At 39.8% G+C, this 26,699-nt stretch carries 17 protein-coding genes; 14 read left to right on the top strand and 3 right to left on the bottom strand.

The genetic code is table 11. The features are described 5' to 3' along the window. Positions 1 to 121: 121 nt before the first annotated feature. From mfd to MMU05_RS07930, 3 genes are all read left to right on the top strand, one after another. Complete coding sequence (gene mfd, locus MMU05_RS07920; RefSeq protein WP_241141138.1) at positions 122 to 3,475, top strand: transcription-repair coupling factor; 3,354 nt, start codon at positions 122 to 124, stop codon at positions 3,473 to 3,475. A gap of 180 nt (positions 3,476 to 3,655) precedes the next feature. Then, positions 3,656 to 4,879, top strand: a complete 1,224-nt coding sequence (gene gldJ, locus MMU05_RS07925; RefSeq protein ID WP_241141139.1) for a gliding motility lipoprotein GldJ — start codon at positions 3,656 to 3,658, stop codon at positions 4,877 to 4,879. A gap of 226 nt (positions 4,880 to 5,105) precedes the next feature. Next, complete coding sequence (locus MMU05_RS07930; RefSeq protein WP_241141140.1) at positions 5,106 to 7,529, top strand: alpha/beta hydrolase family protein; 2,424 nt, start codon at positions 5,106 to 5,108, stop codon at positions 7,527 to 7,529. Positions 7,530 to 8,274: 745 nt separating this feature from the next. Here MMU05_RS07930 and MMU05_RS07935 read toward each other — a convergent pair. Beyond that, entirely contained in the window at positions 8,275 to 9,276 is a 1,002-nt protein-coding gene (locus tag MMU05_RS07935) for an SMP-30/gluconolactonase/LRE family protein (protein ID WP_241141141.1), read from the bottom strand. Positions 9,277 to 9,673: 397 nt separating this feature from the next. On the opposite strand from MMU05_RS07935, the gene MMU05_RS07940 reads away from it, so the two are divergent. The 11 genes from MMU05_RS07940 to MMU05_RS07990 all read left to right on the top strand — a co-directional run bounded on the left by MMU05_RS07940 (position 9,674) and on the right by MMU05_RS07990 (position 24,314). Then, positions 9,674 to 10,240, top strand: a complete 567-nt coding sequence (locus MMU05_RS07940; protein WP_241141142.1) for a DUF1016 N-terminal domain-containing protein — start codon at positions 9,674 to 9,676, stop codon at positions 10,238 to 10,240. 9 nt (positions 10,241 to 10,249) lie between these two features. Then, positions 10,250 to 10,684 (top strand): PDDEXK nuclease domain-containing protein, encoded by a 435-nt coding sequence (locus MMU05_RS07945; RefSeq protein ID WP_241141143.1) that lies wholly within the window; start codon positions 10,250 to 10,252, stop codon positions 10,682 to 10,684. A gap of 191 nt (positions 10,685 to 10,875) precedes the next feature. Beyond that, a complete protein-coding gene (locus MMU05_RS07950; protein WP_241141144.1) occupies positions 10,876 to 12,399 on the top strand; it encodes a sulfatase family protein in 1,524 nt (507 codons plus the stop codon). 139 nt (positions 12,400 to 12,538) lie between these two features. Beyond that, complete coding sequence (locus MMU05_RS07955; RefSeq protein ID WP_241141145.1) at positions 12,539 to 13,999, top strand: DUF3375 domain-containing protein; 1,461 nt, start codon at positions 12,539 to 12,541, stop codon at positions 13,997 to 13,999. Then, a complete protein-coding gene (locus tag MMU05_RS07960) occupies positions 13,996 to 14,577 on the top strand; it encodes a DUF4194 domain-containing protein (protein ID WP_241124937.1) in 582 nt (193 codons plus the stop codon). The genes MMU05_RS07955 and MMU05_RS07960 overlap by 4 nt, the downstream gene beginning before the upstream one ends. 37 nt (positions 14,578 to 14,614) lie before the next feature. Beyond that, complete coding sequence (locus MMU05_RS07965; RefSeq protein WP_241141146.1) at positions 14,615 to 17,962, top strand: ATP-binding protein; 3,348 nt, start codon at positions 14,615 to 14,617, stop codon at positions 17,960 to 17,962. Then, positions 17,959 to 19,110, top strand: a complete 1,152-nt coding sequence (locus MMU05_RS07970; RefSeq protein WP_241141147.1) for a Wadjet anti-phage system protein JetD domain-containing protein — start codon at positions 17,959 to 17,961, stop codon at positions 19,108 to 19,110. Before MMU05_RS07965 ends, MMU05_RS07970 begins: the two co-directional genes overlap by 4 nt. A 12-nt stretch (positions 19,111 to 19,122) precedes the next feature. Continuing rightward, complete coding sequence (locus MMU05_RS07975; protein WP_241141148.1) at positions 19,123 to 20,199, top strand: HNH endonuclease domain-containing protein; 1,077 nt, start codon at positions 19,123 to 19,125, stop codon at positions 20,197 to 20,199. Then, entirely contained in the window at positions 20,196 to 21,062 is an 867-nt protein-coding gene (locus MMU05_RS07980) for a bifunctional class I SAM-dependent methyltransferase/HIT family protein (protein WP_241141149.1), read from the top strand. Before MMU05_RS07975 ends, MMU05_RS07980 begins: the two co-directional genes overlap by 4 nt. A 1,348-nt stretch (positions 21,063 to 22,410) precedes the next feature. After that, positions 22,411 to 23,544: a metallophosphoesterase gene (locus MMU05_RS07985; RefSeq protein ID WP_241141150.1), complete on the top strand. Its 1,134-nt coding sequence runs from the start codon at positions 22,411 to 22,413 to the stop codon at positions 23,542 to 23,544. A 305-nt stretch (positions 23,545 to 23,849) separates the two neighbouring features. Beyond that, positions 23,850 to 24,314 (top strand): nuclear transport factor 2 family protein, encoded by a 465-nt coding sequence (locus MMU05_RS07990; protein ID WP_241141151.1) that lies wholly within the window; start codon positions 23,850 to 23,852, stop codon positions 24,312 to 24,314. Positions 24,315 to 24,754: 440 nt separating this feature from the next. On the opposite strand, the gene MMU05_RS07995 is transcribed toward MMU05_RS07990, so the two are convergent. Then, on the bottom strand, positions 24,755 to 25,174 hold the full coding sequence (locus tag MMU05_RS07995; RefSeq protein ID WP_241141152.1) for an Ohr family peroxiredoxin: 420 nt from the start codon (positions 25,172 to 25,174) through the stop codon (positions 24,755 to 24,757). Between the two features lie 288 nt (positions 25,175 to 25,462). Then, on the bottom strand, positions 25,463 to 26,668 hold the full coding sequence (locus tag MMU05_RS08000; protein WP_241141153.1) for a redoxin domain-containing protein: 1,206 nt from the start codon (positions 26,666 to 26,668) through the stop codon (positions 25,463 to 25,465). Between the last annotated feature and the right edge of the window lie 31 nt (positions 26,669 to 26,699).

Consider the following 26,699-nt stretch of genomic DNA (forward strand, 5'->3'; position numbering starts at 1 on the left):
CAATAAACATTATTGTAAGCCATAGGTTCAGCCAATTAGATTACAATTTCATAAATCGGGGAAGGAACAGGTTTATAAATCAATTTCCTACCTTTGTCCATCATTAGCCAAAATCACACAATTGGAAAAAAGCGCGTTAGTTTCTCTTTACGAAAAAGATCCTTTTGTACAGACCATTGCCCAAAACATACTCAAAGACAAATCCGGTAACCATCAGATCAAAGGTCTGTCAGGAAGTTTGGACAGTTTGGTTTTTTCCGTGCTTTTCAAATCTCTAAGCGGCTGTCACCTCATTATTGCCCACGACAAGGAAGAAGCGGCTTATATCAACAACGACCTTCAGGAGCTTTTGGGAGAAGAATCAATATTCTTTTTTCCTTCAAGCTATAAAAGACCCTACCAGTTTGATGAGGTAGAAAATGCCAATGTTCTCCAAAGGGCGGAAATTCTGAACAAACTCCTGACCCAAGAGCAAAAAGACCCCATCATCGTCACCTACGCTGAGGCCCTGTACGAGAAGGTGATCAACAAAAGATCTCTGACAGAAAATACATTCAAAGCAGCTGTCGGCGAAAAGGTGGACCTTGCCTTTATCTCTGAACTGCTCAGTACCTATGATTTTGAAAAAACAGACTTTGTTTTTGAACCCGGTCAGTTTGCCATCCGCGGGGGAATCTTGGATGTGTTTTCGTATGCCCATGACCTCCCTTACCGCCTTGAGTTATTTGGCAAAGAAATAGAAAGCATCAGGACCTTTGATCCGGAAACCCAGCTTTCCCTAGATACCATTGACCATATCAGCCTGATTCCAAATGTGCAGACCAAATTGCTGCAGGAACAGAGACAGTCTTTTCTGGATTTTTTGCCTCAAGGGACCTTGCTTTGGTTCAAGGATTTTCAGTATACCCTTGACATCATAGAAGACAACTTCCACAAAGCCAAAAACCAGTTTGACCATATCGTAAGCAGGACTTCCAACCAAAAGCTGCTGTTGAAGCCCGAAGACTTGTTTGATGGCGAAACGGCATTTGTCCAGAATGTTTCCCGATTTGGGAAAGTAGAATTTGGAAACAAGTTCCACCTTAAAAACGCTGCTACGGCCAAGTTTGACTCCCAACCTCAGCCTTCATTCAACAAGAACTTTGACCTGATGGTACAAAATCTTGTTGGGAACGAAAAAACCGGAATGCTCAACATTGTCTGTTCTGAGAGTGACAAGCAGATCCAAAGATTGGAGAATATTTTCCATGAGCTGGATCCCACTTTAAAAGTCCAATATTTGAAAATCGGTTTGCGGGAAGGTTTTGTGGACAAGTCGCTTTCCATTGCCTGCTATACGGACCATCAGATTTTCGAGCGTTTTCACAGATACAAGACAAAAGCCAAATCCAGTAAATCCAAAGCCCTTACCCTAAGGGAATTGAAGGCGCTGCATCCGGGGGATTTTATTGTCCATATTGATTATGGAGTAGGTCGCTTTGCAGGATTGGAAAAAGTCGATGTCCACGGCAAAGCGCAGGAAGCAGTCCGCTTGGTTTTTAGAGACGACGACCTGCTTTTTGTCAACATCCATTCGCTCCACAAGATCTCCAAATACTCCGGTCAGGAGGGAACCATGCCTGCCATGTCCAAACTCGGGAGTCCTGAATGGGAAAACAAAAAGCGAAAAGTCAAAGGTAAAGTCAAAGACATAGCCAAAGATTTGATAGCGCTGTATGCCAAAAGGAAAGGGGCCAACGGTTTCAGGTTTTCTCCCGATTCGGTCATGCAGGTAGAACTCGAAAGTTCCTTCGTATTTGAAGATACTCCCGATCAGGCATCGGCGACCATCGATGTCAAATCCGATATGGAAAAACCTTATCCGATGGACAGGCTTGTCTGTGGGGATGTGGGATTTGGCAAAACAGAAGTGGCCATCCGTGCAGCATTCAAAGCCTTGAATGACAGAAAGCAGGTAGCGGTGCTCGTTCCCACTACCATTTTGGCCATGCAACATTTCCATACTTTCAAAGAAAGGTTGGCCAATTTTCCTGTAAAAGTGGAGTACATCAACCGGTTCAGGTCTGCCAAAGAGATCAAAGACATCATTGCACAAGTGGCCACAGGTGAAATAGACATCCTAATCGGCACCCACCGGATTGTCAACAAAGACATCAAATTTAAGAATCTTGGATTGTTGGTCATTGACGAGGAGCAAAAGTTTGGTGTCAAAACCAAAGACCAACTCAAAGAAATGAAAGTCAATGTGGATGTACTGACCCTGACCGCCACCCCGATACCGAGGACACTTCATTTCTCTTTGATGGGGGCCAGGGATTTGTCTGTCATCGCAACGCCGCCACCAAATCGACAACCCGTCACCACTGAAATCCACACTTTCAGGGAAGAAGTCATCCGCGATGCCATAGCATTTGAATTGAAAAGAGGCGGGCAGGTGTTTTTTGTCCACAACCGTGTCGGCGAAATAGAATCCATTGCCAACCTGATACTGAGGTTGGTGCCGGATGCGCGCGTGGCTGCGGCACATGGTCAGATGGACGGCAAAAAGCTTGAAAACATCATGGTCAAATTTATAGAGGGAGAATATGATGTGCTCGTTTCGACCAACATCATTGAATCCGGATTGGATATCCCCAATGCCAACACCATCATCATCAACCGCGCCCACATGTTTGGCTTGAGCGACCTCCATCAGATGCGGGGTCGTGTGGGGAGAAGCAACAAAAAAGCGTTTTGTTATTTATTGACCACGCCGACTTCGGGTTTGACGGCAGAAGCGCGGAAGAGATTGCAGACCTTGGAGGAATTCTCGGATTTGGGAGACGGCTTCAAAGTCGCGATGCGTGACCTCGATATCCGAGGCGCAGGCAATTTGCTTGGTGCCGAACAAAGCGGGTTCATTACCGATTTGGGATTTGAGATGTACCACAAAATCCTCGATGAGGCGGTACAGGAATTGAAAGAAAATGAATTTGCATACCTCTTTGAAGTTGACTTAAAAGAAAAAGTCGAAATCCTCGTTCAGGATTGTGTGATCGAAACCGATTTGGAGTTGTTGATTCCGGAATCTTATGTAAGCAATATTTCAGAAAGGCTAAGCCTGTATGCCAAGCTTGACAATATCAAAAAGGAGGAAGAGCTTCAGACCTTTATCCAATCCATCCGGGACAGGTTTGGTCCGGTACCTCCAACGGTGGAAGATCTGTTCGAAACAGTGCGCTTGAGGTGGATTGCGGAGACTTTGGGATTTGAAAAACTCATGCTCAAAGGAGGAGTCATGAAATGTTATTTTCTTCCTTCGGAAAAGGAAAAGTATTTTAAGTCAGAAACATTTGGTAAGATCCTTGCTTATATCCAAAAACACGGCAAACATTGCAAAATCAAAGAGGCCAAAAACAGGCTTATCCTCATCATTGAGGAGGTAAAAAGTATTGAAAAAGCTAAAAAATGGCTAGAGGAGATGAAAAATGCATAAAATGTGAAAATTTTTAACAAGATCATTTTTGCTTTTCCTGAAAAACTATTTGCATTATTTCTAACAATCTTGCATAAAAACCATTTAAGGCATAGGCTCTTGTGAAAAAAATTGTTGTGATAAAGATATTATTGATTATATATTAGCGTTCTATTTGAGGGTTAAAAACAGTTAAATATTATGGTTTTTGCGAAAAATAAAGCAGGTTTAATTTTGGCTTCAGCGTTGCTTGTAGCGGGAGCGCTGCTATCATCTTGTAACAAATCCCCTGGATACGGCAGAAGAACTGCAGCCAAGCCGGGAAAAGCCAGCCCTACTACGGGTGCGGAATATAGCTTTGATGCCAATGACAGTTCTAATTTTGTGGTCACCAGACTTGCAAAACAGGAAATCGGTCCTAACTTAAAATTCATCCAAGGTGGTCGTGCGGTTCTTGGTTCACAAGAACAAGACGTCATGGCCTTCAGGGATAACGCCGAAAGGACAGTGACCATCGCTTCCTTTTTTATGGACGAAACGGAAATCTCCAACAACGATTACAGGGAATTCCTTTTTGACATGAAAAAGAAAGTCTCTACCGATTCCATCAAAAAATTGGAACCTGCAGAAGGTGTTTGGGGTGGGGTATTGTCTTACAATGACGTATACGATACCTATTATTTCCGATTCCCGGGATTTAACTTTTATCCGGTAGCAGGCGTATCTTGGGTTCAGGCCACTACCTATGCCAAGTGGAGGACAGAATTTGTATCCAACTTGGTGAGAGAAAGAAATGAATTGGACAGTTCACTGACAAAAAATCAACTGATTGAAAGAGGAGTAGCTTTTGCAGAATACAGATTGCCAAGTGAGGCAGAATGGGAATATGCAGCTAAAGCCATGATCGGTGTCCAGTATATGGACGAAAACCAGGAATTTGGTAGAATCTATCCTTGGGATGGCAGAGGTGTCAGAAATCCATACAATGTCAAAAGACAAGGCAAGCAAGGTGACTTCTTAGCCAACTTCAAGCGTGGAAGAGGTGATTATGCAGGTATTGCAGGTAGCCGAACCAACGACGGAGAAATCATCCCAACCAACGTGTATGATTTCCCACCAAATGATTTTGGATTGTACAACATGGCAGGAAATGTCAACGAGTGGGTTCAGGACGTTTACAGACCGCTTTCTTATCAGGATTTTGATGATCTCAACCCATTGAGAAAAGACGGTATATTCGACGAATCCGATACATACGGTACTACATTGATTGATGATAATTACAGAGTTTATAAAGGAGGTTCTTGGAGAGACATGGCTTATTGGCTTGCACCGGGCACCAGAAGATTTATCCATCAGGACTCTGCTACCAACCATATTGGATTTAGATGCGCTATGATTTCGATCGGTGCAGATGGCAAATAATTTATAGTTTGTGTTTCAAAAAACAAAAGAGGTGTCCACAAAGACACCTTTTTTTATGTCTTTTTTTCTAAGAAATTCATTTTTATAGGTCCAATCCAATTCATAATTCTGAATTAAGAATTATCAATTCTATTTCCATTCAGAACGATTTCAAACCAATAAGCCCAAAAGCTGTTTTCGATACAGCGATTTGCAGTATTTTCAAACCAAAATCTACTTTGATACTATGAAAAAAATATACCGATTCATCCTGGTTTTGACCCTCTGTGGTTTTGGAGAGGTCATTTCCTCCCAAGCACAGAATGCACTCACTTATCAGACTCCGCCCAAAGCCATAGCGGACTTGGTCAATGCACCGATTACACCTCAGGCGAGTTTTAGCAGGTCAGGAGAATTTATGCTGCTCCTCGAGCGTGCCGGAAATCCATCCATCGAAGAACTTGCACAGCCCGAGCTCAGGATTGCAGGTATCCGTATCAATCCTGCTACCAACGGTCCAAGTCGTGGTGGTTCTGTAGAAAATGTAAAGTTAAAAAATACCCGAACCGGTAAGGAACAGGATATCAAAGGCCTTCCTGCCAATCCAAAGTTGGGTAATTTCTCCCTTTCCAAGGATGAGAAATTTGTGGCCATGACCCATACCTCCAACACCGGCATAAGCCTTTGGGTAGTGGATTTGACTACTTTGGAAGCAAAAAAACTCACCGATGACATCGTCAATACAGCCTATGGAAATGCCATCACTTGGACACCGGATAACAAAATCCTCCTCAAAGCCGTCAATCCAAGCCGAGGAACCATGCCCAAAGCACCTCTTGCCCCTGCAGGCCCGATTGTTCAGGAGACTTCCGGCAATGCCGCACCATCCCGAACGTATCAGGATCTCTTGACCAATTCTTATGACGAAGCTTTATTTGCCTATTTTATGAATTCGCAACTCATGTTGGTAGACTTGAGTGGCAGCAAGCAGGCAGTCGGTGCTGCAGGATTGATTTCTTCTGTGGACCTTTCTCCTGACGGGAGTTTTGTGTTGGTAGAGGTAATCAAAAAACCCTTTTCTTACCTCGTTCCCGCTTCGCGTTTTCCCTATGATGTAGAGATTTGGGACAGCAAAGGAAATAAGGTCAAAACCCTGGCCCAAATCCCTTTGGATGAAGTCAGGCCAACAGGCTTTGATGCCACAGTTACCGGACCAAGATCCATCAGTTGGAGAGCAGACAAAGGCGCTTCACTCTATTGGACTGAGGCACAAGACGGGGGAGACCCAAAAGTCAAAATGGAAGAAAGGGAAATCATCTATACTTTGGAAGCTCCCTTTACCGCCACACCAACCAAGTTGGCTGGTATCGGATACAGATTTGGAGGCATTTCTTGGTCAGATGACAATTTTGCTCTTTTGAATGAAAGATGGTTTGCGACGAGACAGGAAAGGGTTTCTGTCATCAATCCTTCCAAACCGGGTGAAAAAGGCGCTCTCATCATCGAGCGCAATTCGGATGATATCTACAACGATCCCGGAAACCCTGTATATACAACCAATGCTTTTGGCAAAAATGTGATCCTGAGAAAAGGAGACGATGTATTTATGACCTCCGAAGGGGGAAGTCCTGAAGGTAGCATGCCATACCTGTCGGCATTCAATGTCAAAACCAAAGCAGAAAAAATCCTTTGGAGGAGCCAAGCCCCCTATTACGAAAGGGTAGCCAAAGTCCTCAATGCCGATGCCACAGAATTTATCACCATCAAAGAAAGCACCGATATCCAACCTAATTATTGGTTGGTCAACACAAGGAAGCGCATCGCTCCGATGCAGATTACCAACTTTGCCCATCCTTATGAATCCATCAAGGGTATCAACAAGCAACTTGTCACCTACAAAAGAAACGACGGACTCAACTTGTCTGCCGTGGTCTATACCCCTGAAGGCTACGACCCTGCCAAAGACGGTAGATTACCGGTACTGATGTGGGCATATCCAAGGGAATACAAAACTGCAGCCACAGCCGCACAGGTTCGCGGTTCTAAGTACCAATTTACTAGACTGTCTTGGGGATCACCGATTTATTGGGTGACGCAGGGATATGCGATCATGGACCAAACCGAAATGCCGATTGTCGGAGAAGGTGACGCCGAACCCAATGATACTTTTGTAGCCCAACTTGTGGCTAATGCCGAAGCTGCGATAGACTATATTGTGAATCAGGGCATCGGAGACCGCGAAAAAATCGCAGTGGGCGGACATTCTTATGGCGCTTTCATGACGGCCAACTTACTTTCTTACTCTGACTTATTTGCAGCAGGTATCGCACGGAGCGGCGCATACAACAGGACCTTGACACCTTTCGGATTTCAATATGAGCAACGCAGCTATTGGGAAGCACCCGAGGTATACAATGTGATGTCGCCATTTATGAATGCGGATAAAGTAAAAACACCAATCCTTTTGATCCACGGAGAAGCGGACAACAATTCCGGTACTTTCCCAATCCAGTCCGAGCGGTATTACAATGCACTCAAAGGTCACGGTGCGACAACTAGATTGGTTTTCCTGCCACATGAAAGCCATGGCTATGCAGGCAAAGAATCCATTTTGCATACCCTTTGGGAAATGAACACTTGGCTCGAAAAGTATGTCAAGAATAAGAATTGAAAGATTGTAAAATTGAAAAATTAGAAATTAGCCTCCGAAAGGAGGCTTTTTTTTATCACTGTGAATTCATCTTTACCACAGATAAACACAGATTTTCACTGATGGTTTTCTCTTTAATTGTCATTCTGAACCGTAGCCTGCGGAGGTGAAGAATCTCGTATTTTATTGGTATTTTTCTTTCCGCCTTCGCGACTTCGCGGGCCACCTTCTCTTTTTTTCTGCGTCAGTCTGCGATATCTGCGGGAAAACATCCCTAACATAGATGAACACAGATTTTCACTGATGGTTTTCTAAATACGTCATTCTGAACCGGAGTTTGCGGAGGTGAAGAATCTCATTTATTATTGGTATTTTTCTTTGCGTCTTCGCGCCTTCGCGGGACATTTTTTACCGCAATGATCGCAAAGGTTTCGCCAAGAACGCAACGACCCTTTCTTAAGGCTTTTACTTTTTCTTTGTGTTTTTGTGCCTTTGTGGGACACATGAATATTATCTTTCTCTGTGCCCTCCGTGTCCTCTGAGGTGAAATTTTTCTTTCCGCCTTAGGACATTTTTTACCGCAATGATCGCAAAGGTTTCGCTAAGAACGCAAGGACCCTTTCTTAAGGCTTTTACTTTTTCTTTGTGTCTTCGCGCCTTTGTGGGACACATTTTTTAAAACCCATTAGTGCTCTTTTTTTTGCGCCCCTGCGTCTTTGCGTGAAAATAAATTCCTCCGTGCCTTAGTGTCTTTGTGGGAAATGAATCACTTCAACCCCATCTTCAACACATAGTAATCCGCCGTTATATACAATGTCTTTTCATCCGTCGAAAAAGCACAATTAGACGTGGCTTCCCCGGTATAGATGCGGGCCACAACCTTTCCATCCGGATTGAATACCCAAATTCCACCCGGTCCAGTCGCAAACAAATACCCCGAACTATGCATTTTCATCCCATCAGGAAGTCCCTGCTGTCCTTCCTTTCCGACCAAGTCAGTGCTGTCAAAAAACAAAGTTCTGTTTTCCACCACACCCGGGGACACAATGTCATATTGATACCACACGGCATGTTCAGGATCGGAGTTGGCGACAATCAACTTGGTTTGGTCAGGGGAAAAAGTGATGCCATTGGGACGGGAGATGGAGTCCACCAGCAGCAGTTCCCCATCGGTCATGAGGCAATAGATTCCCTGAAATGAAAGTTCCTTCGCCGGGTCATCCACATTGAACTCCAAGCCATAAGGCGGGTCGGTGAAATACAAATTTCCCGCCTTGTCATAGACCGCATCGTTGGGGCTGTTGAGGCGCTTTCCCTGATAGTTATCCACAATGCTGACAAAATCTGCTTTGGGCTGACCCAAAGGCGCATTCATTTTTGCCATCCTTCGGTCTCCGTGTTGGCAGAGTACCAAATTCCCCTGCGGATCCAAAATCAGGGCATTGGAACCTGTCTCCCCGCCACGGGCAGCTTCACCAGTATAGCCCGAAGGCTTGAGGTAAAGGCTTGTTTCACCTTTTGCATCAATCTGAAAAACCGAGTTGTTGGGAATATCCGAAAACAACAGCTTCTGTTCCTTTTCGAGCCAAAGCGGCCCTTCTGTCCACTCAAAACCCTCGGCAATTACCTCCAACTTTGCCTCAGGGTCTATCAGACCCAATGCTTCATCCAGGATTTCTATCGAACTGTTTGGTTTCATGGTGTTTTTGGGTTGGGTGCAGGAAATGGCTATCAGGAGAAATAACGAAAATACGATGGAATCTTTCATGGTCTTTTGGGTTAGATAGAGTGCAAATATGTATGTACGCAATGATGCAAGTAGGTATGCAATCTTTTCAAATTCTTGGCTTCGGACTTAAATGCCCGGTACATCCCTGCCCGACGGCAGGCGGGGGTCTTCCGACTTCGTCCCGATAGCTATCGGGATCCGTCCCGACTGAAGAAGAATATAGGGTTACTGGCAAAGAAACGTATATCCATGAATGCAAACATCAATTTCGGATTTTTCCCTTGGAATCTGACTATCGAAGCCTCAATTTTTGACTTGTAGGAATAAGAAAAAGGTTTTTGGAAAGAAGTTATTTTAATTTTTCAATTATCTTAATAGTCATTACATACCTAATCTGAAGAAGCTGCCGAAGCCTTTTCACTAAGCAAAAAGAATAATGGAACTGAAAAAAGAACTGATACATCAAATTCAAAGTATCATTGCCTCGGCAAGGGAACGGGCCATACGTTCAGTGGACACCGAGCGTGTATTGATGTATTGGCAAATCGGGAAGGTGATTTTTGAGGAAGAACAGCAAGGAAATGATCGTGCTGAATATGGAAAATACCTGATTAAATCAATATCTGAAACTTTCCAACCTGAGTTGGGAACCGGATTTTCGGTAAGGCAATTGGAAAGAAACAGACAGTTTTACAGGTTGTTTCCAATTGCGTCCGCACTGCGGACGCAATTGAGTTGGACTCATTATAAACTCTTGTTGAGTGTAGAAAATCACGACAAAAGGGAATTCTACATTGCAGAAGCAACAAAAAACAACTGGACAGCAAGACAACTCGAAAGGCAGATCAACAGCCAATTATTTGAAAGATTGTTACTAAGTAATGATGTGCAAGCGGTCTTAGCAGTAGCAAGGGAGGAAAAATTACCAAGCGAAGCCAAAGAAATCATCAAAGACCCGATGGTCTTGGAGTTTTTGGGTTTAAGACGGGAAGCTGCCTATTAAGAAAAGGATTTGGAAGGCGCAATCATTACCCATTTGCAGGATTTTTTATTGGAAATAGGCAATGGCTTTTCTTTTGTGGCAAGACAAAAGCGCATCCACATTGGAGGGGATGAATTTTCCATTTACCTTGTTTTTTACAACAGGCTGTTGCAATGTTTTGTGCTTTTTGAAATAAAAACCGCCAAACTTACCCATCAGGATATTTGTCAGTTGCAGATGTATGTCAACTTCTATGACCGTTTCGAAAAACAGGATTTTGAAAACCCCACGATAGGTATTTTGCTTTGTGCCGATAAAAATGATGCGGTGGTCAAAATCACCCTACCTGAAAACAACAAATCCATTGTCGCCAGCAAATACCAATTATACCTCCCCACAGAGCAACAATTAATCGCCGAAGTACAGAAAGAGATTGACAGGATGGATCAAAAAGAAAGGGAATAATTCCATGCATAGCTTTCAAAAGAATCCGTTTCAGGCCGTAGCCGAAGAGATGAAAGCGTAAGATACACGCAAAAGCACCCTGAAGATCAGTCGCTTCATAGCGGTTTTAAGGGGTTCAATTTTTTTAAGAAGTCCATTAGTATTAAATTTTGGTTTGGCATTATACTGACTACTCAAAACCTAACCCAATCATGAAACCCTTTCATCTCCTCTTTTTCTCCTTGATCCTCCTCCTTTCATGTGGAAAGAAAGAAACGGAAAAGGCATCTCCAAAGCCTCCAAACATCCTCTTTTTGATAGCCGACGATTGGTCTTATCCACATGCCGGCGTCTATGGTGATCGGGTGGTACGGACACCCACTTTTGACAGACTTGCCAAAGAGGGCGCTTTGTTTACCAATGCCTATACCGCCTCCCCGTCCTGTTCCCCTTCCCGCGCCTCGATTTTGCTTGGAAGATATCCACACCAAAACGAAGCCGGAGGAAATCTTTGGTCAGAGTTTCCTGCCCAATATCCCACCTATGTCAGCATCCTCGAACAAGCCGGTTATTTCACAGGTTCCACTCGCAAAGGTTGGGGACCGGGAGAATTTTTGGTCTCCGGCCTCACCCATAATCCTGCGGGAAAGCAATTTGAAGACTTCAAGACCTTTTTGGACCAAAGACCCAAAGACCAACCTTTTACCTTTTGGTTTGGTAGCAGCGACCCGCACCGCGAATATGAAACCAATACCGGAATCCAAAGCGGCATGAAGTTGACTGATGTCGTTGTTCCTAGGTTTTTTCCTGACAATGACTGTGTGCGGAATGATATCCTGGACTATTATTTTGAGATAGAGCGTTTTGACAGGGAATGTGGACAACTTATCTCCCAACTCGAAGCGATCGGTGAACTCGACAATACCATCATCGTGATGACAAGTGACAACGGCATGCCTTTTCCCCGTGCCAAAGCCAACCTCTATGACTTAGGCACCCGCATGCCCTTGGTCATCCGATGGCCTGCCAAAGCCAAAGCCGGAACTGTCATCGACGATTTTGTGAATTTTGTGGACTTTGCCCCGAGCTTTATCGAGGCAGCAGATCTGCAAGTCCCTGACATGAGTGGACAATCCCTTTGGGCCCTATTGGAAGGCAAAAAACAAGACCGGAATCAGGTATACCTCGAGCGCGAACGGCATGCCAATGTACGCAAGGGCAACCTCAGCTATCCCATGCGGGGAATAAGAAACCACCAATACCTCTATATTTGGAATCCCATGCCCGAGCTCAATCCCGCCGGAGACCCAAGAGTCCACCAATCCGTCGGCCAATATGGAGATGTGGACCATTCCATCACAAAGTTTCTCATCATGCAAATGGAAGGCATATCCAAACCCGGGCAACCTGATTATTTTGCCCTTTCCTTTGGCATCAGGCCTGAGGAGGAATTGTATGATGTGGTCAAAGACCCCTATCAATTAAACAACCTAGCTGCCGAACCTGAATCCCAAGCTGTCAAAGAACAGCTGAAAACCCAACTATTGGCTTGGATGACCGAAACCGGAGACCTCAGGGCCACCGATCCGAAATCCACCTATTGGGATCAACTGCGCTACACGCCAAACTACCAAATGGAAGATGCCCCCATCCAACAACGTATCGAAGCCTACCGCATCCTACCTCCATTTGGAAAGGATAGTAAGGAAGGGATTGGGTGTTTGGAGGAGTTATGACGATAGGAATTCGGATTTATAGAAATCTTTTATTTCTAAAATACTCCTTGTATTTCGTTTATTACCGTTTAAAACTTATTGTTTCTTACTAAATATGGTTTAGATTTAAGCTTCAAAATATTCAATTAAGAAGTCTCCAATGAACTCAGCCCAATCAATCGAAGATATTCTTGAAAATTCACCAAGCGTTGAGATTTTGACTCTTAGGAATAGACAATTAATACTTATGTTTCTTTTGAGTATTTTTAAAGATTCTTTAGGAGTTATCTCATATGAAAATATTCATTCTAGACTTGCAGATTTTTTAGAATTTAAACAAGTTGATAAAGATGAAGAAAGTGATATTGAGATTAATGATACTTATGAAATTAAGGCAAAGAAATACCTTCAGAATTGGACAAACAGAGGTTTTTTGACAAACTACCAGGATGAAACAGGGGAAATATTTTACGAGCTTTCCTCCCATTCGAGCAAGACAATTGATTGGCTTTCAAGTCTTAAAAAGGAAGAATATGTTGGAACTGAATCCAAATTCAAAAATATTTTTAGCCTTTTAAAGGAACTAGTAGAGTTCACTAATGATGATGCTGAAAAAAGAATCCAATTACTTGAAGACAAAAAACTGGAAATAGAACAGCAAATTCAAAGGATAAAAATTGGAGAGGACGTTAAAGTTTTTGAAGAATTTGAAATTGTTCCAAGGTTTAATCAGCTTAATCAATCAGCCAAAGAACTCTTATCAGACTTCAAAGAAGTTGAAGATAACTTTAAAGGAATCACAAAAGGAATTTATCAAAAACACACTGAAGGAAGACTGACTAAAAGTGATATTCTTGAGTTTACTTTTGAGGCTTTAGACGAATTGAAAGAGAGCCAACAAGGCAAAAGCTTTTATGCCTTTTGGTCATTCCTTTTAAATCCAGGTCTACAATTGGAATGGGAGAACCTTACCAAAGAGCTTTATTCCACATTAAATGAAATAGGAATCCCGGTGAACGACCTTTTCCTAAAAGGTATGAAAAATCATTTGTGGACTTCTGGACAAAAGGTTTATAAAGCAAATGATAAGATGGCTGAAAAACTCAGCAGAATAATTAGAGAGAATGAAGCCTCGAAATCAGAAGTTACAAAAAACACCATTCAAGAAATCAAAAAATCACTTTTAGAATTAAGTAAATCAAAGAAAAGACCTGAGCTTTCTTTTGAGTTAGAATCAGACTTTGAAATAAGCATTCCTTTTGAAAGAAAACTCACTTTTGAACAAACAGAAGAGCAAACATATAACTCACGTCCAAAACTAGCAGATGAGGATATTGCTAAATCAAATCACCTTAATAAACTTTTTTCACAATCAAACATTGACAAAGACCTTCTAAGGAGAAGGATAAAAGAGGTATTGAGAAACAAATCTCAAACTACTATTCATGAAGTAATAGAAAGAAATGGGGGAATTGAAAAAGGCTTACCTGAATTATTCGGCTATATCGGAGTGGTGAAAGATTTTAAATATTCTATAAGCACAGAAAAGACACAAAGAATTTTGTTTGATGCTGAGAAAAATAAGTCAATTCAAATACCAGAAATAATTTTAACTAGATGAACAATTTAGAAAAGAATATAAAACCATATTCAAAGGCAATTGTAAAGTTATTGAAATCGCCTGTTGAACGAACCTCTTCTGTTTGGGAGGATTTGGTGAATTATCAATTAGAAATTCAGGAATATATTAGTCTAATAGGACTAGAGCTTATTGTAAAAAAAGATGAGGGATTTGCCTTTGTTAAACAATTTGAAGATAGTGAAGGAAATTCACTTGGCCTAGTAATGAGGAGACAAATTGGTTTTGAAACATCAATAATTCTAGTGGTTCTTCGTCAATCTTTAGAAGAGTTTGACAATAATCCTACACAGTTTCAAGTTTCTGAGAAATTTATAACTGACACTGAGATTAAGGAAGAACTGGAACTTTTTCTACAAGAGGGTTATAACAGGCTGAGATTTTTAAAAGACTTGGATAAGTATATAAAAAACGTTGTTGATTTAGGGTATTTGAAAGATGTTAGTAAGAAAGATAATGAGAAGAAATACCAAATTCATAGGATCATTAAGGAAAAAATAACGCTAGATATTTTACATGAATTTAAAATCAAATTACAAGAGTTCGTTGAGTCTATTTAGCACCAGTTCTGATAAAGCTGGTTTCAGACTTCAATATATGGAAGTTTATAACTGGGGGACATTTCACGAGAAGATTTTCAAGATTAATCCACAGGGAAACAATTCCTTGTTAACAGGTGCTAACGCTTCTGGAAAAAGCACATACATTGATGCTCTTTTAACTTTATTAGTACCAGTTAAAAAAGATAGATTTTACAACCAATCATCTGGAGTTGACAAAAAAGGTGATAGAACCGAAGAAACCTATGTTTGTGGGAACTATGGAAATATTCAAAGAGAAGGTGAACTTAGTACATCAACACAATCACTTAGGGATAAATCCACATATTCAGTTATCCTTGCTTCATTTTCCAACACTAACCAAAAGAATATTACACTTTTTCAAGTAAGGTGGTTTTCTAATGGTGAACTAAGAAGGTCCTTTGGAATTGCTCACCTTCAACTAGAAATAGAGAGGGATTTTAGTGATTTTGATAGTAAAGGAAACTGGAAAAAACGTTTAGAAAAAGTATACAATTCAAATACCAAAACAAAGAAAATTGAATTTTGGGATGGACCGAACTCCTACGCAGAAAAAATTGCTATCTTATTTGGTATGCGTTCTACAAAAGCACTTAGTTTATTTAATCAAGTAGTTGGTGTTAAAGTGTTGGACGACTTAGATGATTTTATCAGAACCAATATGCTTGAAGAGCAAAATGCCGAAGCAGAATTCATTCAGCTAAAAGAAAGCTTTTTGACTTTGATGGATGCAAAAAATAATATTGAAAAAGCAAAAGAACAAATCGCTCAACTTTCTCCAATAAATGAAATAGCAGAAAAACTTTATAAAATACAGTCTGAATTAATCAGATTGAATACAACTAATGAACTTAGTGTTTATTGGTTTGCAAAAAAGAATGAAGATCTTGCTAAAAAGGAACTTTTCAAGTGTAATGAAAGACTCGAAGAACTTAAAATCGAAATCAATCAATTAAGAGCGAAAGAAACAGAGTTAGGGGATGAAGTCGCAGATTTAAAAGTTCAAATAAAATCTGACGAAGTTGGCAATCAAATAGAGAAGCTAAAGGCTGAGATAAGTAGGCTGGAAAAAAGTCGGGATGCAAGAAAAACCAAACTTGACCAATACAATAAATTAGCGCAAAATCTTGAGTCCAATACGAACCCAAGTGAAGAAACATTTAAGGCAAATAGAGAAAAGGCTAGTAAGAAAAAATCTGAATTGGAATTAAATAGACAGGAAATTGATGAAAAATTGAGATTATCTAAAAATAAACGAGATGATTTAACCAATCAAATCAATGAAGACATTGAAACTATCAAATCTCTTCAAAAGAATAAAAACAATATTGCTGGACGAGAAGCGGAAATAAGAGATGACATTTTAGAACATATTGGTGCCACTATGGAAGAAATTCCGTTTATAGGAGAGCTTATAAAAGTCCGAGAGGATGAAAAAGATTGGGAGCTTTCGGCAGAAAAGATTCTTCACAATTTCGCTTTACGCCTTATCGTTCCTGAAAAATACTATAATAAGGTTAACGATTATGTAAATAGCACCAATTTAAAAGGTAGAATAACCTACCAAAGATTCAGGGGTTTTACCTCATTAGCAAATATGAGGAATAAAAACATTGCCCAAAACGCCATAATCAATAAATTAGAATTTAAACCAAAAAGCATTTATTCAGATTGGCTTGAAGATATCATTGTAAATCAATACAATTATGCTTGTGTAAATGATTTAAAGGAGTTTGGTTTATATGAAGAAAAAGCTATCACTAAAGAAGGACTTACAAAATTTGCAAAAGGGAAACACGAGAAAGACGATAGACCACATATATCAAAGAAAGAAAACTTTGTTTTAGGTTGGGAAAATAAAGACAAGATTAAATTACTCCAAACCGAAATAAAGAACCTTCAAGAAAAGGAAAGATTAGCATTACATGAGAACCGACAAATTGAGCAAAGTATTAAAACATTAGAAATTCAGAAAGAATTCTATTCCGACCTTTTCAAGCTCTTCACAAAGTATGATGACATAGACTGGAAAACCTTTGCAGAACAAATTCAAGAGAAAGAAGGTCAAAAGGCTGAATTAGAAAAAACAAATAATTTAGTTCAAGCTCTTCAAAAACAATTGGAAGAAGTTAAAGGAAAATTAATGCAACTTTCTGAAGTTGATTTATTTAATAAAGGACAAGAAATCTTTACCCAGAAAAAACAGATTGAGGATTTAAATTTAGAGATAATAGAATCCAATAAAATTCTTCAAATAACAGGAATTGTAGACACTACAGAATTTGAAAACCAAAACCCTGACTTAGAAAAGATTGAATATTCAAATTTAAAAAACACACAAAAGGAATTTCAAAAAGAGCTTTCAATAAGACTGTCTGAATTAGATAAAGATAAGCGGCTAAATGAGGATGAAGTTAAACTAAAAATCAATGCCTATAAGCAACCATCCCAAGAAATCACATACAAATTTAAAGACTGGCGTTCAGATGTGAGCCGACTTCCAGAATCAACGCATTTAGAATTCATCAGTGAATACCAAACACTACTCAAACAGCTGGTAAATGACAACTTGCCAAAATTTGAAAAAAGATTCAATGAGTACTTGCAAGAAACTATCATCAACAAAGTTGCTGACTTTAGAATGTTCTTTGAAAATTGGTCTGATTCAATCAAGGACAACATCAGAATATTAAATGATGCTTTAAGGGAAATTGATTTTAGAGATAAGGATTTCAAAACCTACATTCAAATTGTAGCCCCAAACCGAATTAGTGATGAAGTAAAAGAATTCAGAACAATGCTAAACAATGCCATTCCAAATATTAGAGTTATTGAAGCTTCAATTGAGGGTAGGAAAAATCACTTTAATAATAACATAGAGCCACTAATTACCAAATTAGAAAAAGAAGATTGGCGAAAGAAAGTGATGGAAGTTAGATCATGGTTTAGTTATAAAGCTGAGGAATTTTATAAAGAAACAAACGCCAAGTTCAAGACCTACGAAAATATGGGCCAACTTTCTGGCGGGGAAAAGGCGCAGTTAACTTATACCATTTTAGGTTCGGCTATTGCTTACCAATTTGGTTTAACAAAAGAAGGCTTGCAGAGTAACTCCTTCAGATTTATTGCAATAGATGAAGCCTTTAAGGCACAAGATGAAGACAAAGCAAGATATTTGATAACTCTTTGCAAACAACTTCATCTTCAACTATTGGTAGTTACACCGAGCGACAATATTCACATTGTAGAAAATGACATTTCGTTTGTTCATTTCGTTGAACGAAAAGAAGAAAAGTATTCTTGGCTTTACGATATGCCAATTGAACAGTTCAAGGAAGAAAAAGCAAATTTCGTTCTTCAATGATAAATCCAAGCGAAATTAAAGATAAAGCAGGCAAAAAGTATATTTCGTTTCTTCAATCAATGATTGAGGAAAAACATTTCACGCAGCTTGAAATTCGTGGTGATAAAAGTTATCCAAAATCATCATTATCTGAATTTGAAAAAGAGATTCTTCTCTTAATCAGTCAATCAAAAGAAAAAAAAGGTTTTGGCTACACATTAGATTTTCAAAAGGTAAAAACCAAATATTTAGGAACTCAAGACTTACCCATCGCAATCTATTTCGACACAGAGAAGGACTTGTTAAAATATTTGGGCAAAGAGAAGGAAGCGGAACTTTTCAAAGGAAATTGTGAAAGAATTATCTCCACCTTTCCTGAATTAAGGAATTGGGTTATAAAACATCCTTCAAGGATAATACAAAATCAAAATGAATGGGAAAGTATTTTAAAAGTTTGCATGTTTTTTAAGCAGATTCCAAAACCGAATCTTTATGTTAGGGAATTGCCAATAAGTGTTCACACAAAGTTTGTTGAGAGAAATCAGAGTATAATAAAAGAACTTCTTGATGTTCTCATTCCTGAATTTTTAGATCCTCAAGAAAAATCATTCGAAAAAAGATTTTATTTGAAATTTAGTGAACCTCAAGTCCGATTTAAAATACTCGACAAAGAAATTAGTAACAATTATTTTTCAGGTCTTGACGACATTGCTATTCCAATAAGCCAATTTGAAAAACTGAATCTGCCCTTACAAAAAGTGATTGTTGTTGAAAACAAAACAACTCTTTATACTACTTTAACACTTCCAAGAATGGACAAGACTATTGCAATTTTTGGAAGCGGATACAGTGTCTACAATCTTAAGAACGTTAACTGGTTTGCAAATCTCGAATTGCTTTACTGGGGAGATATTGACGTTCAAGGCTTTGAAATTTTATCTCAATTTAGAGGTTATTTTTCTCACACAAAAAGCGTGTTAATGGACAAACAAACCTTTGACAAATATTTTGAAAATGATTCCGGTACATTAACAAATCTAACTACACAACTTAATCTTACTGACTCTGAAGAAGAGCTTTATAATATTTTGAAAACTAATAATTGGCGACTAGAACAAGAAAAAATCCCTTTTGATTATGTCGCAAATCATTTTTTGCATTGGTCTTAATTTTTGTGACGTATGAATTTTCCCCACTCTGAAAAATTACCAATCCACATTTTAGCGGCCTGTTTTAACAAAACTGTTGCGACTTATAAATTTTATTGGTTCCTGTCAATACTTCAAGAACTTGAAAAAGGGAAGACATTAATAAATAAGAGATCTTTGTTTGCAAGAATGCTTTCAAACTCCTGGTACACGGCCAATTATTTCAATTTGTCTTATGGAAAAAGCGATGTTTTGAAAAATCAAATTTCGGCTATCTCAGAAATCGAAAACATACCAATTCATTTCGAAAGGGAAAAAGTTTTTCGATTGATAAATGAAAGCAATAACAAGAAGACAATAAGAATTTTAACTCATTTCGATAATCAGGTGCCACATTGGTTTTTATCACCTTGGTTTGAAGGTTTAATCGGAACAGACAGTGAAAAGAAAAAGAAGATTTATGAATTAAATGCTGATAAAAAAAGAATGTGTCTTTATTTTCTCAAAAAGGAAGAAATAGAAATAAACCCTGAATGGGTTGACTACCTATTGGAAAATACCAAGTTTTTAAAATCGTTTTGTTATTGGAATCTTACCTTGTTTTTTCAAAAACACAATCCAAACATTCCTGATATAGCCAATAAAATCATAAAGGATGCGCAGCGACCCAAATTAGATAAGCAAAGAAAAGATTTTTGGAATTTGGTATTTAAGGAAATTCCAGAGAATAAAATAAAATGTATTTATACAAACGAGATGATCTCAATCGAAAATTATGCGGTTGAGCATTTCGTTCCCCATAGTTTTGTTGCTCATGATTTAATTTGGAATTTAATCCCTGCTAGCCCTAAATTTAATTCTTCAAAAAACAATCGATTACCTCGTTTTGAATCTTTTTTTGAAGATTTTTTTAATACCCAAATTTCCGGATTGAATATTATCTGTCAAAAGCATCCAAGGAATAAGTTGTTGGAAGACTATCTCACTATTTGTTCTGAAATGCCTACGTCGGAAAGTATTTTAAAACCAGAGTTCAAAATTAAGTTTCAAGAAACAATTAAACCTCTCATCACCATTGCTTCAAACAATGGCTTTCAATTTTTACCATGAGCCCTTCAAACTCCTTCAACCACCTCACCGCCAAAGAAAGGGAATCGATTTCCTTTCCTGCAAGGCATGTTTTGAACAAGGGATTATTATTGGGAGAGGTCTTGGACTTTGGATGTGGTTTTGGAAAGGATGTGGAGGTTTTGAAGGAAAAAGGGATTGATATTGTCGGATATGATAGGCATTATTTTCCAAGTTATCCACAAAAGAAATTCGATACCATAATCTGTTTTTATGTACTCAATGTCCTGATGCAGGAAGAACAAACAAGGGTTCTGATGGAAATTTCACAACTGTTAAAACCTACGGGAAAAGCCTATTTTGCGGTCAGAAGGGACATCACTTATGAGGGTTTCAGAACACATAAAATCCATCAAAAACCAACCTATCAATGCAACGTGATTCTTCCTTTTTTCTCCATATTCAGAAACGATAACTGCGAAATTTATGAGTATAGGCCTTTCAACCAAAAGAAAAATGATCTTTTGGAGGATTCTTGCCCATTTTGTAATCCTTCTTCAGATAGTATACTTTTAGCCGAATCAGCAACGGTTTTTTCTATGTTGGACAAATTTCCCGTATCAAAGGGGCATGCTTTAATCATTCCAAAAAGACATGTGGATAACTATTTTGATTTGAGCTTTCGGGAACAATCTGCCTGTATTTTTATGCTGAATTATGTGAAAGAGATTGTCCAAAAAAAGTATAAACCTGATGGATTTAATGTTGGTATAAATATCGGTGAATCTGCCGGCCAGACTGTAAACCATGTACATATCCATCTTATTCCTAGGTACGCTGGTGATGTGGATAACCCAGGAGGGGGAGTCCGTGGAGTGATTCCTGAAAAGAAGAATTATCTATAATTTAAGCCCTCCAAACCTCCCTCCAAACCCCTAGCAAAGCCGTACCAAAGTAGTAGCAAAGTAATACCAAAGTAGTACCAAAGTAAGGGATACTGCGAGCTTACCCCCCTCGGCAAAAGAAAAATAATGCCTATTAACATTTTGTTATTTACATTTTGTAGATCAACAGCTTTCATGTTGAATCCAATTAGTCCTTTTCCAACGATAGGTTATTGTGGTCCCAAGTATTTTGGGAGGAAACTCATTACATTATTTTTTCAACGCAGTTTTTTTCACAATCGATCTTTAGGAATTGGATCTCAAAAATCGAATTGGTCTTTTACTTTTCTATCGGATAGGAAGAAGGCCAAGCAAGATTTCCAACCGATTTCCCGAAATAAAACAATTTCCTTAAACTTGAAATAAATCTATTCTAAAAGAAATAATGCAATAAAATTTCCAAAAATCGGTATTTTCCCCCCACTTTCCGCTACCCTTCCCTTACCCTTCTCCTACCCACCCGTTACACCCTCCTTACCCATTCGTTACCTTTTGACCAATTTCCAAGAAACCATATAATTATTCCGATAATTTTTGAAATTGTACGTTTTGAGGAAGGTTTGCCCTGATTTTTTTCGTTTCAGCCAAAAATTTTAACCTCTCCAATCTGTGTTTATCCTTTTCATCTGTGGTTAAAAAATTATTTTCCTTGCCTGTTTTGGCGTAAGGCTATTTTCAAGAAAGGGCATCAAATTAGCCAAAATCGGAACCTGATTTCATTCTGATTTTATTCTATAAATATGTCACCCCTTCGGGGTTTTGCCTACCCTACTATCAAATCCATTTTTCTATAATCCTACCACCCCTTCGGGGTTTTCCACAATCCGGCAACTCACAGCTGACAATCCGACAATCAGACAACGCGAAGCAGACGACCCGACAACAATTACAATCATCACAACAACTAAAACAATTACAACCTTGTCTATAATCCTACCACCCCTTCGGGGTTTTCCACAATCCGACAACCCATAGCTGACAATCCGACAATCAGACAACGCGAAGGAGACCACCCGACAACAATTACAACCATCACAACAACTAAAACAATTACAACCTTGTCTATAATCCTACCATCCCTTCGGGGTTTTCCACAACCCGACAGCCTGACAACGCGCAGCAGACAACTCGACAGTCATGTACCAAGAGACCCTTCGTACCTCAGGGTGACGTTTGACAAACCAATAACTTGATAACTCGAAGCAGACAACCCGACAACCCGACAACTTGACAACCCGACAACAATTACAACAATTACAACACCTACAACCACTACAACCACTCTAAATTTTTTCCTATTTTTAGCCCTATGCTCCAACGATTGTTTCAAATCCTCAAATCACCCATTGTTTTTGTGTTGCGGAAGCCCACCATTTGGTTTTCCAAAAAGATTTCCTCCTCACCGGAAAGGGAATATGTTTTCAAACGGTTGACGGATATCTACAAGGACATCACCCAAAACCCCGAGCCTGAAGAAGGCGCACTTTACAACCTTGACCTGCGTGGCAACAGCTTCATTATCCTCAGCGATGTGCACAAGGGGAATAGAAAAGGCCGGGATGAATTCCGTCATGCGGAGAACAATTACCTCAGTGCATTGGAACACTATAATGAAAAGGGATCTTTTTACATCAATTTGGGGGACAGCGAGGAGTTTTGGAAGTTCAACATCTTCTCCATCATGCAGCACAACAAAAAGACTTTTGAGGCAGAAAGGAAGTTTGTGAAGAGGAATGCTTTCTTTAAAATCTATGGCAACCATGACCTTTTTTGGAAGATAGATCCATTCTCCAAAATGTACCTAAGGGAAATTTATGACAAAGCGATTAATATCTACGGGGGCATTGTGGTGCGGGTAAATTACAAAGATGGGAGACATATTGATGTTTTTTGTACCCATGGACATCAGGGGGACAGAAGGAGTGATGGCAATAAGTTTTCGATTTGGTTTGTGGCCTATATTTGGGGGCCTTTGCAGTCATTTTTGGATATCAACATCAACACCCCTGCCCTCAGCCAAAAGGAAAAAACCCTCCACAACAAACTCATGTACGAATGGAGTCAGCAACAGGAAAATGTGGTCTTGGTAACCGGACATACCCATCAGCCCATCTTTCACTCTTACAGCCACATCCAACAGCTTCGTGCACAATTGGTGGAGGCACAGAAAAACGGGGATGTGGATAAGTCTGCTGAATTGGAAGAAAAGATCAAAAGACATCCGAGTCAATGTACGCTTGGAGTAGCTGACTTGCCGAAGTACAAGCCCACTTACTTCAATGCCGGCTGCTGTTGCTACAGTGACAACAGTATTTCGGGGATTGAGATCGCTGACGGATTTGTCAGGCTTGTCCGGTGGGCTGAGGAAGAGGGAATCTCCAAAAGGGAGGTATTGGAGGAATTGCCCTTGGGTGAGATGAAGGATATGTTCATGGATAAGTAAGCTCGCAAGCTCGAGATTGATAATCCCACAAAGACACTAAGGCACGAAGGAAAGGGAATTCATGTAAGCTCAGAAATGAAGTATCCCGCAAAGTCGCAAAGTCGCAAAGAAAAGCCCATTGCGCTCTTAGCGTTACCATAGCGTACATCGCGGTTGAAAAACACATTTCTCTGTGCTCCCTGTGTTCTCTGTGGTAAAATAGAATAACACATACTTCAAATTGCGCCCCTCAGCGAAACCTTCGCGTCCGTTGCGGTAAATAGTATTTTATTGGTTAACTTTTGATCAACTCAACATCAGTTACCATGGACAATTCCAAAGTTATCCACAATTTTTATAAGGCTTTTGCAAAAGGAAAAGCAGATGAAATGGTTTCTTATTACCATCCCGACGTTATTTTTGAAGATCCTGTATTTGGAGTACTCAAGGGCGAGGAAGCCAAAGCGATGTGGAAAATGCTACTCAACCGCAGTAAAGGAAACCTCAAGGTTACCTTTACTGATGTCAAAGTAGTACGCAATTCAGGAGAAGCGAAGTGGGAGGCAGTTTACCCATTTGGTCCCGATAAAAGAATGGTTCACAATAAAATCAATGCTGAATTTGAATTCAAGGACGGGAAAATCTTCCGACATACTGATAAATTTGACTTGTGGAAATGGTCAAGAATGGCCTTGGGAATCAAAGGCACGTTGTTGGGTTGGTCACCTTTGGTTCAAAATAAAATCAAAAGCCAATCCAAAACGCTGCTGACAAAATTTTTGGAAAAGTAGAAGAGAGCTCATCCGTCTAGAATTTTAGCAGGGAAAAAAACAAAAGCCAAAAATTTCTTACTGCTAAGCCAAATTTTATGAAAGATTAATATTGTTCACAAAAAGCTTGAATCGATTAGAAACAAACACTATAAAAATGTCTGAAAAACCATTAACCCTCGAATAATGGCATTTTTTCGATATTTTATTGAATTGCTTATTCCGTGTATTTTTTACCTTCTCCTACAGGCATTATGTTGGTAATCTACTTATAACTGCATTATATCTTTTTGGATGTTTTGAAAATTACAAAAGATTGTTCTTATTTACCCGTCTTGCTGACCACAACGTACAACCAAGTGAAAAATCTCATGACGAATAGATAAAATTGATAGCCTGTTTTATCTGAATTTTTTTGGGATTTTTCACTTCTATTTTTTTATCAGCATGGAGATTTCCACCTAGATTGCCCTAACCCTCACCTCAATATTTCCTTTTACCGCCTTTGAATAGATGCATTCGGCATGGGCAGCAGCCACCAATTTCTCTGCTTCTTCCAAAGAGGTGGCTTTTGGGATGCTGACGGCAATGTCCACTGCCAAGGCGTATCCTCCCTTGTCAGATACCCCTGTATGTACCTGAACAGTGATTTCTGAACCATTTAGGCTGACTCCTTTTGCGATGGCAGCCAAGGTACCTCCAAAGCAGGTGGCATATCCTGCGGCAAACAATTGTTCCGGATTGGTTTTGCCCCCCGGTCCGCCTATCTCTTTTGGCATGGCCACATCAAAATCCAACATGCCGTCATCCGTCCTGACATGTCCCTTTCTTCCGCCGGTGTTGACGGCCGTCGCTGTATAGCTGATGTTAATTTTTTCCATTTGTTTATCTAATTTGAAGTATATGAAAAGTAATGATACTGTGGATAACTGTTATTTCAACCCAACTGTTTTGGGTATTGCTCAAATTTTCGAAAGACAAAACATCGTTCCTATTTTCCTGTGGAGGAAAGATTTTGGCATACCAAAAAAATTGCCCTTTCTATTTGGAAGGGCAATTTTCTACTTAAACCTAACCAATCAATTAACCAGTTAATCAAATAACCATTAACCAATCACCCATTAACCAAATAACCATTATCCAAATAACCAAATAACCAAATAACCAAATCAATAATACCTCCCAATCTTAGGATGGTCGACAATAGCCCTTTTCAGTTCCAAGGCATTGATTTCGCCCATTCTTGTATCGGCCATTTTTCCTCCCGGTTCGATCAAGAGGGTGATTGGAAGACTTCCGTCCCAACCGTTTTTTACAACGTTGATGACGGCATATTTATCTTCGGTGTCAATCAGGTAATTGGGAACAGCAGAGTATTTGCTTTGGAGAAACTTCAGGACCTTATCTTCCTGATTGGGGTTGTCCATACTCAGAGAGACAAACTGAAAATCCCTGCCCATGTACATCCTTTGAATCTCGATAAATTCGGGATACTCGATCACGCAGGGTCCACACCACGTCGCCCAAAAGTTGATCAGCAATAATTTGTCAGTATCATTTTTGAGCAGATCAGCCAATTGGGTTGTGGATATCTTTTGGACTTCCACTGGTTTTTTCTTCCATTCCTCATTGGTTTTGATGGTGTATTCATTTTTCCAAGCCCATTTGGTGGAGCATCCAAAGGCCGGCGTGATAGACTTATCCACAGGCAGTGGTTCTCCGGCCAAAGTTTTTTCGATAGCATTTCGGAGGTCTTCTCCATTGGCAGTACCGGGTTTTTCGGACGCATCTATCCTGCCTGAGTAGCTGAGTTTTCTTTCTTTGTCAAATACAAAAACCTGTGGGGTGGCTGTCGGGCCATAAGCCAAGGAATATTGGTGCGAATCGCCGTCATAGAGGTAGGGGAAATTATACTTTTTATCCACATACCGGATCTGCATGCTTTTGTAATCGTCACCAAGGTCGGTATAGCCCAATTCTTCCGGTAAGATCCCGATGGGGCTATTTGGCGAAATGGCCACAAAAGCAACGCTTTTTCCTTTGTATTCATTGACCATGTTGATAAACCTGTCCTCATAAGCCTGTGCTGTCGGGCAGTGGTTGCAGGTGAAGTTGATGACCAAGACATCAGCGTCCTTAAAGTCTTCAATTGATACCATTTTCCCTTCTACATCAGGCAGATTGAAAAAGGGTGCCTGATCTCCGATTGCCAATTTTCCAACAGGCTGTTCGGTCATCTCCTGTGGATTGGGAGTAAATACTGTGGTGGAATCCTGTGTTGTCTCTTTTTCTTCTGAGGATTCCTGATTTCCGCATGCTCCTAAAAAAGCCATGCAAAGAACAATCAGAAATGTGGATAAGTGATGTTTTTTCATAGGTTTGGGATTTAAAAAAAGGCCTCCCCAA

Origin of the sequence: Cognataquiflexum rubidum (assembly GCF_022538115.1) — a bacterium.
GTDB lineage: Bacteria > Bacteroidota > Bacteroidia > Cytophagales > Cyclobacteriaceae > Cognataquiflexum > Cognataquiflexum rubidum.